Origin of the sequence: Pseudoalteromonas sp. McH1-42 (assembly GCF_022347845.1) — a bacterium.
In the GTDB taxonomy this organism is placed as follows: domain Bacteria; phylum Pseudomonadota; class Gammaproteobacteria; order Enterobacterales; family Alteromonadaceae; genus Pseudoalteromonas; species Pseudoalteromonas rubra_D.
Genome location: NZ_JAKRFU010000014.1, coordinates 46,842 through 59,089 on the forward strand (window position 1 = coordinate 46,842; position 12,248 = coordinate 59,089).

8 protein-coding genes are annotated in these 12,248 nt (G+C 48.3%); 1 reads left to right on the top strand and 7 read right to left on the bottom strand.

Annotation, left to right across the window (positions count from 1 at the left end):
- Positions 1-68 precede the first annotated feature (68 nt).
- The 7 genes from fba to MHN31_RS14125 all read right to left on the bottom strand — a co-directional run bounded on the left by fba (position 69) and on the right by MHN31_RS14125 (position 8,424).
- Positions 69-1,133, bottom strand: coding sequence for a class II fructose-bisphosphate aldolase (gene fba / locus MHN31_RS14095; RefSeq protein WP_239444540.1), 1,065 nt, complete (start codon positions 1,131-1,133; stop codon positions 69-71).
- Positions 1,134-1,331: 198 nt separating this feature from the next.
- Positions 1,332-2,510 carry a phosphoglycerate kinase gene (locus tag MHN31_RS14100; protein ID WP_125559108.1) on the bottom strand — a complete coding sequence of 393 codons (1,179 nt, stop codon included), beginning with the start codon at positions 2,508-2,510 and terminating at the stop codon, positions 1,332-1,334.
- 31 nt (positions 2,511-2,541) lie between these two features.
- Positions 2,542-3,555, bottom strand: coding sequence for an erythrose-4-phosphate dehydrogenase (gene epd, locus MHN31_RS14105; RefSeq protein WP_194868494.1), 1,014 nt, complete (start codon positions 3,553-3,555; stop codon positions 2,542-2,544).
- Positions 3,556-3,712: 157 nt separating this feature from the next.
- On the bottom strand, positions 3,713-4,330 hold the full coding sequence (locus MHN31_RS14110) for a 3'-5' exonuclease (RefSeq protein ID WP_239444541.1): 618 nt from the start codon (positions 4,328-4,330) through the stop codon (positions 3,713-3,715).
- Positions 4,327-6,165, bottom strand: a complete 1,839-nt coding sequence (locus MHN31_RS14115) for a DUF294 nucleotidyltransferase-like domain-containing protein (protein WP_125559102.1) — start codon at positions 6,163-6,165, stop codon at positions 4,327-4,329. Before MHN31_RS14115 ends, MHN31_RS14110 begins: the two co-directional genes overlap by 4 nt.
- Before the next feature lie 259 nt (positions 6,166-6,424).
- Positions 6,425-8,149, bottom strand: coding sequence for a sodium:solute symporter family protein (locus MHN31_RS14120; RefSeq protein ID WP_125559199.1), 1,725 nt, complete (start codon positions 8,147-8,149; stop codon positions 6,425-6,427).
- 11 nt (positions 8,150-8,160) lie between these two features.
- A complete protein-coding gene (locus tag MHN31_RS14125; RefSeq protein ID WP_010383473.1) occupies positions 8,161-8,424 on the bottom strand; it encodes a DUF4212 domain-containing protein in 264 nt (87 codons plus the stop codon).
- 366 nt (positions 8,425-8,790) lie between these two features.
- Here MHN31_RS14125 and MHN31_RS14130 point away from each other — a divergent pair, with 366 nt between their 5' ends.
- Complete coding sequence (locus MHN31_RS14130) at positions 8,791-12,219, top strand: PAS-domain containing protein (RefSeq protein ID WP_239444542.1); 3,429 nt, start codon at positions 8,791-8,793, stop codon at positions 12,217-12,219.
- Positions 12,220-12,248 lie beyond the last annotated feature (29 nt).

The following is a 12,248-nucleotide window of genomic DNA, read 5'->3' on the forward strand; positions in this document are numbered from 1 at the left end:
GCAAACAAAAATGCCGCAGTATATGAGCTGCGGCATTTAACACTAACCAGATTGTGTCGTGTTAGTATTTATTTGATCTGGGGAGCCAGCTCACCTGACAGATATTTCAGGTGCATATCATCCAAAGAGATTGGCTTAATGCGGCTTGCATGACCTGCAGTACCAAACGCTTCGTAACGCGCAACACAAATCTCTGTCATCGCTTTCGTTGCTTCAGCAAGGTACTTACGAGGATCAAAGTTAGCCGGGTTATGTGCCAGGTGACGGCGAATGGCGCCAGTCGCAGCTAAACGTAAATCGGTGTCAATGTTCACCTTACGCACACCGTGCTTGATACCTTCAACGATCTGCTCAACCGGTACACCATACGTCTCAGGGATCTCACCGCCAAACTCATTGATAACGGCCAGCCACTCCTGAGGCACCGATGAAGAACCGTGCATAACCAAATGGGTATTCGGGATACGTGCGTGGATCTCTTTGATGCGATTGATTGCAAGGATGTCACCCGTTGGTGGACGCGTAAACTTGTATGCACCATGAGACGTACCACAGGCAATAGCCAGTGCGTCAACACCTGTTTTCTTGACGAAGTCAGCCGCTTCTTCAGGATCGGTCAGCAGTTGATCATGAGACAATTTACCTACTGCACCAATGCCATCCTCTTCACCAGCTTCACCCGTTTCTAATGAACCCAGTACACCCAGCTCACCCTCAACAGATACACCACCAGCGTGTGCCATTTCTACAGTGCGTCGCGTTACATCAACATTGTACTCATAGCTTGATGGTGTTTTACCATCTTCCATCAAAGAACCATCCATCATGACCGATGAAAAGCCAAGCTGAATTGAACGCTGACAGACGCCCGGAGAGGTACCGTGGTCCTGGTGCATAACAACCGGAATGTGCGGCCATTCTTCTACTGCGGCCAAAATCATATGGCGAATAAACGGTGCCCCTGCGTACTTACGTGCGCCTGCCGAGCCCTGAACAATAACCGGACTATTGGTTTTATCTGCCGCTTCCATAATAGCGCGCATTTGCTCTTGGTTGTTTACGTTAAAGGCAGGAACGCCGTAACCATGCTCTGCGGCATGATCCAGCAATTGACGCATACTGATTAAAGCCATTGTGCTTTCTCCAATTGTTGATGAGTGAAGCTGATATTTCCAGATCAGCGCTCTAACTCATCGATTTGAACGGGATAGATAGTAAGTGCTACACACTCAGTTTGTTTTGAGAATAAATGTGAGAGAGTCTCAAAACCGGACCAATCTGTCGGCCCAAAAATCTGATGCTGCAACGTATTGCGCAGCATCGTGCTTGAATTACGCTTTCGCTCTTTGTTCAAGCATAGCGACTGCTGGCAGTTTTTTCCCCTCAAGGAACTCTAAAAACGCACCACCACCTGTCGAGATGTATGAGATTTCATCTGCAACGCCGTATTTATCGATCGCGGCAAGGGTATCACCACCGCCAGCAATTGAGAAAGCGTTAGACTTCGCAATCGCATTGGCAATCGCTTCAGTACCATTACCGAATTGATCGAATTCAAATACACCAACAGGACCATTCCAAACCACAGTACCAGCGTTGGCAATGATTTTACCCAAGGTATTGGCTGTATCTGGACCAATATCGAAGATCATGTCAGTGTCACGTACTTCCGCAACATCTTTGATCTGTGCAACCGCAGACTCAGAGAATTCATCACCAACCACCACGTCAGTTGGTACAGGGATATCTCCGTCATTGGCGCGTGCTGCATCGCTCAATTTGTTCGCTTCATCAATCAGGTCCGGTTCATACAGAGATTTACCTACCGGGTTACCCGCTGCGGCGATAAAAGTATTTGCAATCCCGCCACCGGTAACCAATTGATCAACCACTTTAGATAATGAATCAAGTACCGTCAGCTTAGTCGACACTTTAGATCCACCTACAATAGCAACCAAAGGACGTGCAGGATTATCAAGGGCTTTGCCCAGTGCATCCAGCTCAGCCGCCAGTAATGGACCTGCACACGCAACATCAGCAAACAAGCCAACGCCATGTGTTGATGCCTGAGCACGGTGTGCCGTGCCAAATGCATCCATCACATACACGTCACAGAGTGCCGCCAGCTTCTTAGACAGCGCTTCATCGTTCTTCTTTTCACCAACATTGAAGCGAACGTTTTCGAATACCACAACTTCATTGTCTGCGATATCAACGCCATCCAGATAGTTATCGACCAGACGCACATTTTGCTCTAATGCGTCGTTAAGATAATCAACAACTGGTTGTAGTGAATACTGCGCATCGTATTCCCCTTCCGTTGGGCGACCCAGGTGAGACATAACCATAACCTTGGCACCTTTTTCCAGGGCAAGCTTGATGGTAGGTAAAGACGCTCTGATACGGGCATCTGATGTAACCTTACCTTCTTTCACCGGTACGTTAAGATCTTCACGGATCAGAACGCGTTTGCCGTTTAAATCTAAATCCGCCATCTTAATGACTGACATTGACATCTCCTTCAAGAACGATACTGAGTTTTTAATTAACTTGTGTCATTGCTGTGGCTGTATCGAGCATGCGATTTGCAAACCCCCACTCGTTGTCGCACCACACCAGCAACTTCGCCAACCGTTTCTGGCTGACGCGTGTTTGGGTACCATCTATGATACTGGAATGTGGATCATGATTAAAATCCACCGAGACCAAAGGCTCTTCAGTGTAGTCCAGTATCCCTTTCAACGGGCCACATGCGGCCTGTTGTAATGCATTATTCACTTGTTCGAGCGTCACATCACTGTTGAGGGTAACGCTCAAATCCATTGCCGTCACATTAATGGTGGGTACCCGCACTGCAATGGCTTCAAAACAACCATGAAACTTAGGCAAGATCCGCTCGATCCCACGGGCTAACTTTGTATCCACCGGGATAATAGACTGACTTGCCGCTCGGGTACGCCGCAGATCAGGGTGATATGCATCAATCACCTGTTGATCATGCATAGACGCATGGATCGTTGTAATGGTGCCCGAGCCAATCCCAAAAGCATCATCCAATACATTTATGACAGGGACAATACAATTAGTAGTGCATGAGCCATTTGATACGATGGCATGTTCAGGACGCAGTTCTTTGTCATTAATACCATACACTATGGTGGCATCGACATCCGCGTCAGCCGGATGAGAAAACAGCACTTTCTTGGCACCTGCACGCAAATGTGCCTGGGCATGAAAGCGGGAATGAAATACACCAGTACACTCTAACACAACATCAACATCGAGGGCATGCCAGGGTAAATGGCTGGGATCGGCTTCGCTAAACAGTTGGATTTTATCTTCTCCAACCGTCAGATAGGGGGCATCAAGGTGCACAGGAAAAGAAAAACGCCCATGTGAGGTATCGTATTTCAGCAGATGAGCAATGCCCTGCGGATCGGCAAGTTCATTTATAGCGACGATTTGAATGTCATACTGGCGACCAGATTCATACAAAGCCCGCACTATATTGCGACCAATACGACCAAAACCATTTATAGCCAGTTTGATAGTCATTAAGTTGAAGATCCACCACGTTGTGAAAAATTGGGCTCAATCCTGCTGCATACACGGTGTAGCGTCCGCACGCGAATAAAATTCCCAAGCTTTCCGTATTAAGATGGCGCTATTGTAATCGACCGGGCACAAATGTGTAAGAGATATGCAAAAATAATTACGTCAGCTGTCTGAGTAACGCCCCATGTGTCCCACCAAACTGGCTGTTTTGTGCGAGCAAGAGCTCAGCCGTACTCAGCGCATCACTGAGTGCATGATGCTCACAAGCTGACGGCAATCCATAACGCTGACGACAGGCAGACAATGTAAGACAGTCCGCTGCCAGCGTTTGTCCTTGTCTGAGCAAACGATTTCTCTCAATCTGCATCGTATCCAGGATCAATTCAGGACGCACAGAGATACCATGAGACACAAACGCCCGCTTGAGAAACCCCCAGTCTAGTATGGCGTTGTGGCATACCAATACACCTTGTTCGAACAACTCGGCCAGTTGTTGTAGTAATGCACGCAAACTGGTTCCCTGTGCTAATGCCCGCTCATCCACACCATGGATCACCGGACTTTGTCCCAACTGACGTACTTCCTTATTCAGCATGTGCCGGGCTGTGCTAAGCGTGATCCGACCCTGTCGGATCTCAACCCAAGCGGCGGAGACAATTTCGTCCCGCTTTGGGTCTAATCCAGTCAACTCCAGATCCAAGACGATCAGGTTAGCATCTTCCAATCTCAAATGACGATAAGTATGCCAGTTACGTAATCGGGTTAACCAACTCACAGGCTACCTCTGGCAAATTTGAAGGCACATGCTTGTTGTGCCTGCTTGATCAACTGAAATGCTTCTTTGAGCTGATGACGCTCCAGTGAGCTTAAATACTCTGGATTAATGCAATTTTCCGGCAAGCCTTCTTTGTCAATCTGAGTACGCAAACGCAGCTGAGTTAAATAGCGCCAGCAATCTTGTAAGTTAGCAATGTCTTCAGCACTGAGCACTCGGTGCCCTTTCAGCGCATGTAAGCGTTGCAGAGTATTGGCTTTACGGATCCCAGCTTGCAACGCATAAAGACGAACAACATCGTTGATGATCACCACACCGCGCTTTTTTAGGTCCAGATATTTGTGCTTGTGCTTATCCTGCTGAAGCTTAAACTGCTGAAACAAACCAATCGGCACCGTGTTGGCATTAATATCAGCAGCCATCGCAGCATAAAACAACGCATTTTTCGGGATCTCGTTTAAATGATGCAGAAATTGGCCGAACAAAACATCCGATCCGGTAATAAAGCGCAGATCAAAATAGATCTTACAGTTAAGCATTGCATGGGGTGTCGGAGTATGGATCCAGCTCGTAAACCTGTCGCACCATTCACTGAGCGTGCCGCGACATTGCGGATTACTTGCCATAATATTGCCCGGGCAAGTCCGGATCCCACATTCATCCAGTTGCTGGCAGACAAATGCGCCAAGCTGAGCAAAATAATGCCTTTGTTCATCTGTCACACCTTCGGGCAACAGCAGACCATTGTCCTGATCTGAATGCAGGGTTTGCTCTTCACGCGCCTGGGAGCCAAAACAGATCCAGGCAAACGGGGTGGGTGCGTTGCCATGCTGCTGCTGATATAGGTCTATCAAACGTCCAGTCAGTGCATCACTAAGCCCACTGAGCAGCTGGCCGATCAGTGAAATATCCTCGATCTTATTGGCAAAATCACTCAATAGATCTGGGATCTCTTTCGCTAACTGCTTCACCTGGGCATAACTGCATGCTTTATAGATCCGACCGATCAATTGCACCGGATCGCTTTTTTGCTGACGTAAAAGATCTGTGCTGGTGATCATACCTATCGGCATACGATCTTCATTGAGTACAGGCAGATGATGAATATTGTGCTTGAGCATCAAATGCAATGCCGAAAAGATCCGATTGTTTTCGAAGATGTGTTTCGGTTTGGCCGTCATGATCTCACGGATAGCCCGGGCAGGATCAAGGCCCTCTGCCAGCACCCGATTACGCAAGTCACGATCCGTCACAACTCCTGCTAACTGGTCGTGCTCGATCACCATGATTGAAGACACCCGATGCAGCTTCATGACTTTGGCCGCGTCCTGAATACTGGCATCAGGCGCCAGAGTCACCGCAGCCCGGCTCATTAACTCGCTGACCGGACGTTCAGACCAACTGTTTCCCGAATCTTTATAATGGCTGGACAGCAGGCGTTTGGCATGGGCACGCACAAAATACTGCTCAAAAGGTTTATATTCATGACGGAGAAAATCAAACGCCGATTGTGGCAACACATATACCAACCCTGGCTGCACCACTTCCAGTTGATTACTGATTGGTTCACCGGTTAGCAGCGAGGGATAACCAAAGTAATCGCCTTCAGCGAGCCGGGTAACCAATTCGCCCCGCTCCGAACGTAAATCAAAGTGACCGGAACGCACCAAATAAAGCTGGGGCTGATCACTTTTGAACCACTGGGCCTGATTTTGTGCGCTGACGTAAATGATTTCCAGATGCTCAACAAAGTAATCTACCGCGCTGTCGGTCAGCTGAGCAAATGGCGCCTGTTGCTGCACAAAGGTCAGCACATCCTGTACCTGAGCCGTCATAACCCCTCCCAAAAATAACAACTACTCCACAGCTTTCGCCATGAAGTAGTTGGTTTCTTTGCTATCAGAAAGTCCCCCTACCTGATAGGCTGCGCTTTATACCAATTTCACTTAATACCTGGTCTATTTGAAGGAGCAAATAGGACGCTAACAGCGTTAAAAATTTCTCATTTAGAGCAACTAAATAGCAAAATTTTTGCCTTGTTATCGACCCTATTTTCTCGCCTCAAGATAGCTCACTTAATTAAGCAAATTGGTATTAATGCGCATGTGCAGCAGACGATCCTTTCGGGTTACGGATCCCATCTACCATTTGCTTCACCTCAATTGGCGTTTCAGCGGTCAGCTTCATAACAATGGCAGCAATACCAAAGTTCACTAACATACCAATAATACCAATCCCTTCCGGTGAGATACCAAATAACCAATTCGCAGGCGTGTTCAGTTCCGGACTGACAAATTTAAAGTAGATAATGTAGGCGGCCGTGAACCCAATACCGCATACCATACCGCTGATGGCGCCTTCTTTGTTCATACGTTTAGAGAAAATACCCATAATGATCGCCGGGAAGAAGCTTGCTGCTGCCAGACCAAAGGCAAAGGCCACCACCGACGCCACGAATCCGGGCGGGTTAATACCGAAATAAGCAGAGATTGCGATGGCCACCATTGCCGACAAACGTGCAGCCAGGAGCTCTTGTTTATCACTGATATCCGGTTTAAGCGTGCGTTTGAGGAGATCATGTGAGACCGAGGTGGAGATCACCAGTAACAGGCCCGCTGTAGTCGACAGTGCAGCAGCTATACCACCTGCAGCGACCAGTGCAATCACCCAGGCTGGTAAGTCTGCAATTTCCGGGTTCGCCAGTACCATGATGTCTCGGTCGATTTTCACTTCATTACGGCTCGCCGGGTCGTCAATCTTACCGGCAGAGTAGAACATTTTGCCGTCACCATTTTTATCATTGAACGTGATAAGACCCGTTCTTTCCCAGTTTTTCACCCACTCTGGCGCTTCAGCATACGCTGTACCACTGCCATCTTTACCATTGATAGTGTCAATCATATTCACACGCGCAAATGACGCAACCGCTGGTGCGGTGGTGTATACAATGGCAATGAAAACTAAAGTCCAGGCAGCTGAAATACGGGTGTCTTTTACTTTTGGTACAGTAAAGAAGCGCACAATAACGTGTGGCAAACCAGCAGTACCGACCATCAGAGCAGCTGTAATAGCGAAGACATCAATCATGCTCTTGGACCCTTCGGTGTATTGTGCAAAGCCGAGTTCGGTACTGAGTCCATCGAGTTTATCCAACAAATAGGTGCCGGAGCCGTCCGCCAGCGTGCCACCAAAACCTGTTTGCGGCAGTAAGTGGCCAGTCATCATCAAAGAGATAAAAATAGCAGGTACCAAATAAGCAAACACCAGTACACAATATTGCGCAACCTGCGTATAAGTAATGCCTTTCATGCCACCCAGGACGGCATAGAAGAATACGATCACCATCCCGATATAAACGCCAGTTTCAATGTCGACTTCCAGAAAACGAGAGAACACCACACCCACACCACGCATCTGACCAGCGATATAGGTAAAGCAAATAAAAATCGCACACAAAATGGCGACAACACGGGCTACCTGAGAGTAATAACGGTCGCCGATAAAGTCCGGCACAGTGAATTTACCAAATTTACGCAGATAAGGTGCCAGGCACAGTGCCAGTAGTACATAACCACCGGTCCAGCCCATCAGATACACGCCACCGTCGTAACCTGCAAATGAGATAATCCCTGCCATGGAAATAAATGACGCTGCACTCATCCAGTCTGCAGCAGTTGCCATGCCGTTCGCCAGCGGCGGCACACCGCCACCAGCAACATAGAATTCATTGGTTGAACCGGCACGCGCCCAGATGGCAATGCCGATGTAGAGGGCAAAGCTAAGCCCAACAATTAAAAAGGTGAGAGTTTGAACATCCATCATAGCGCTCCTTATTCATCCACGCCGTATTTTTTGTCCAGCGCATCCATTTTGAATACATAGACAAAAATCAAAGCAACGAAGGTATAAATTGCGCCCTGCTGCGAAAACCAAAAACCCAACTTAAATCCGAAGAAGCGAACCTCGTTGAGTACATCAACCAGTAGAATGCCGCATCCAAAAGACACCACAAACCACACTACTAATAGCTTAAACATTAAGGCTAGATTCTCTGACCAATATGCTTTTGCTTGTTCTTCACTTTTAAAAGCCATGATAAGTCCCCTTTCACACACCTGTTGCCGATGTGCTGGTGTTAATGACCTTTTGACTGTAGCAATGGGGCGTCAAGAAGAAATTGAGACCTTAGTCGTAACAACAAGGTTACGTTTACGTAAACTGCAAAACAAAGACATATCCAAGCTAAACAAAATATATAAAATCAATAAGTTAAACAATTTACTGAGGGAAAACTGCGATTAGAGGAAGGTGTATCTCAGGGATAAGACATTAGTCTAATTAATTCAATAAAAATCGAATAATTATGTAAAATCAGGTGATTATGTCACTTTGGATTATTTGCAAGTGATGCTACTTTAAAGGCACAGAGACAATAACAAAAATTATCACAAGGGCTCATCATGACGGCTGCACTGATCCTCGTTGCCATCGCCTATATCGGCTTACTCTTCTGGCTCGCCAACTGGGGGGACAAAACAACGCCGGCTGCAACCCGGATCAGCCATCACCCTTTTGTTTATGCCCTCGCACTGGGTATTTATTGTACCTCATGGACCTATTACGGATCAGTAGGCACTGCAGCGACCAGTAGCTGGCACTATTTGCCCATTTTACTGGGCCCAGCCTTGCTGTTTATGTTTGGTCAGGGCTTTTTACGCAAACTGATCCTGGTCAGTAAAAAACAAAACATCACCACCATCGCCGACTTTATTTCAGCACGTTATGGTAAGCGCCAGACCACCGCGGTGATGGTCACTATGATAGCCTTGCTGGCCACCATTCCCTATATTGCGTTGCAGCTCAAGGCGCTGAGCAGCAGCTTTTTGCTGTTACAACAGGGCACCCCAATTTCCGGGGGCATGCTGGCCATGACCGGCACTTTATTAATGGCCCTGTTTGCGATCTTTTTTGGTACCCGCAAAGTTGATGTCACCGAATATCGCTCCGGACTGATGCTGGCTGTCGCATTTGAGTCGCTCATCAAGTTACTGGCACTGGTCGCAGTGGCTGTGATAGCCATAAAAGCGCTGCTAACTCAGAGTGGCTCAACCACCTTGTTATTTGCTCACTGGCAGGGATTTGATTTTACCAATTTCAACTTTGTCGGCCAGACACTGATGGCCGCAGCAGCCATCATCTGCTTACCTCGTCAGTTTCACGTTACTGTGGTCGACAATCAGGATAGTCGACATCTGCGCACTGCCCGCTGGGCGTTTCCGGTTTACCTTATCCTGATTGCCGCAATGATTTTGCCGATTGCCACGGCAGCCATTCACCCCAATATCGGCCAAACCGTTGCTGCAGACAGCTTTGTGCTGGCTCTGCCGATGATGCAGGGTCACCCGTTGATCACCACCTTTGTATTCATCGGCGGGTTATCAGCAGCCACCGCTATGATAGTGGTCGCCACACTGACGCTCAGTACCATGCTTTCCAATGATGTGGTGCTCCCTTTGCTGATAAAGCGCAAGTTTAAGAAAAACCGCCTCACCAGTAATTATAAAACCCGAATTTTGCTGATCCGACGCTTTATCATTGCCGCTATCCTGGTGCTGGCTTTTCTTTATCAGCAATGGTTTGGCCATGGCGAAGCGCTTGCCAACATGGGCCTGGTGGCGTTTTCTTTGGTCACTCAGTTATTGCCAGCCATTGTCGGCGGGCTCTACTGGCGAAAAGGCCATGCTTATGGCGTCTATGCCGGGTTACTGGCCGGCTTTTTGTGCTGGATGTTGTTTCTGATGTTTCCAGTCATTGAAGCCGGCAGTGCGCTGGATTTTGAAACCCGCCAGACCATCATCACCCGGGGCACCTTATTGGCATTACTGGCCAATATCAGTTGTTATATCAGCTTCTCACTGGGTGCATATGAGCGTCTCATTGATAAAATCCAGGCGGCCGCGTTTGTCAGCCCCTGGGAGCAAGCCAGCGCAGCCAAACGGCTTAACAAAGATGTCAAAGCCACAGTGTACGACTTTACGGTATTGCTACAGACCTTTTTAGGGATCCAGCGCAGTCAGCAGTTGCTCAGCCATTACGCGATTAATCACGATATTGAAGACAGTAACGCCTATCCGAGTGCTGATTTCATTGCCTTTTGTGAGCGTGCCCTAACCGGCGTGTTAGGCGCCTCCTCTGCCCGTGCCCTGATCCACGCCGTATCCTCGGGTAAGCAACTCGCCTTTGAAGAAGTAGTTAACTTTTTTGATGAAACCACGCAGGCGTTACAATTCAACCAAAACCTGCTGTTTACATCTTTGGAAAACCTCAGTCATGGTATCTCGGTCGTCGATAAAGATCTCAACCTAGTTGCCTGGAACCGCCGTTATCACGAAATGTTTGAATATCCGGACGGTTTTTTGCAGGTGGGTCAGAGTATAGAAGAAGTGATCCGCTTCAACGCTGAACGCGGTGAATGTGGCCCCGGAGAGTTAGAAAAGCTAGTCGAAAAACGCGTACAACATTTGAAAAATGGCACGCCCCACCACTTTATTCGTCACCGCAGCAATGGTCAGGTGTTCGAAATGACAGGTAATCCGCTGCCAGAAGGTGGCTTTGTTACCAGCTTTTCCGACATCACCAGCCATATCGACACCCAAAACGCGCTTGAAGAGGTGAATATGGATCTGGAAAACCGCATTGAAGCGCGCACCCAGGAAATTCGCCTGATCAATCAGGATCTGAAAGCGCAGATAGCCAGCCGGGAAGAAACCGAACAAGCCCTGGTAGGCGCTAAAAAGGAAGCTGAACGCGCCAATGACAGCAAAACCCGCTTTCTGGCCCTGGCCAGCCACGATATTTTGCAGCCCCTGAATGCTGCCCGACTTTACCTGGCGGCGATCGATGAAGATAAGTTACAAGGCAATGATCGCAGCAACCTGGAAAAACTGGGTGCCAGCCTGGATTCAACCGTTCATCTGATGTCGGCGTTGCTGGATATTGCCAAGCTGGAACAAGGCGCCATGAAGCCAACCCCCCGCCATTTTGATATCAACGACATCATGTCACCACTGGCCAATGAATACGCCATTTTATGTCAGGAAAAAGGCCTGTCATTACAAGTGCGTACCAGCCACCAAATCATTCACAGCGACATTACCTATCTGCGCCGAATTGTGCAGAACCTGGTCTCCAATGCGGTGAAATACACGGAGCAAGGGCGGGTTTTGCTGGCCTGTCGTCGACGCAGCCACAGTGTCCGCATTGAAGTGTGGGACACAGGCCCCGGTATCTCGGAGCATGAACAGCAAAAAATATTCAACGACTTTTACCGTATTCAGAGTGGCGATAACAAAGGGGTCGGACTGGGGCTGGGTGTTGTGAAGCGACTATGTGAATTGCTCAGTATGCCGTTGGAGATGCAGTCAATCCCCGGTAAGGGCAGCCGTTTTTGTGTCGAAGTGCCGCTAGGCGACCAACAACAAGTACAGCAAAAAACCACACAGTCAGAGCAAAAACCAAGCGCAAAAACCCGCTTGAATCTGGTAGTGGTTGACGATGATCCGAAGAATCTGGCTGCGATGGCCAGCTTGCTCGATAAATGGCAGTTCAGTTATCAGATGTTTGAAAGGGCAGACAAAGCCCGACAGCATGCCACCCAAAGCCAGGCACCGGATTTTATCCTGATGGATTATCAGCTCGATAATAATGAAAACGGGGTTAATTTGATCACGGAATTAAGACAATGCTGGAACGCCCAGATCCCGGCGGTACTGATCACTGCGGTACGTGACGAGCCTTTAAAATTACAGGCTAAACAGGCGCAGATCCACTATCTGAGTAAGCCCCTTAAACCGGCTAAGCTTAAAGCACTGCTCAACCACAGTACCTGAGGCGCACCTCAGAGTAGGTGCTAAGAGTC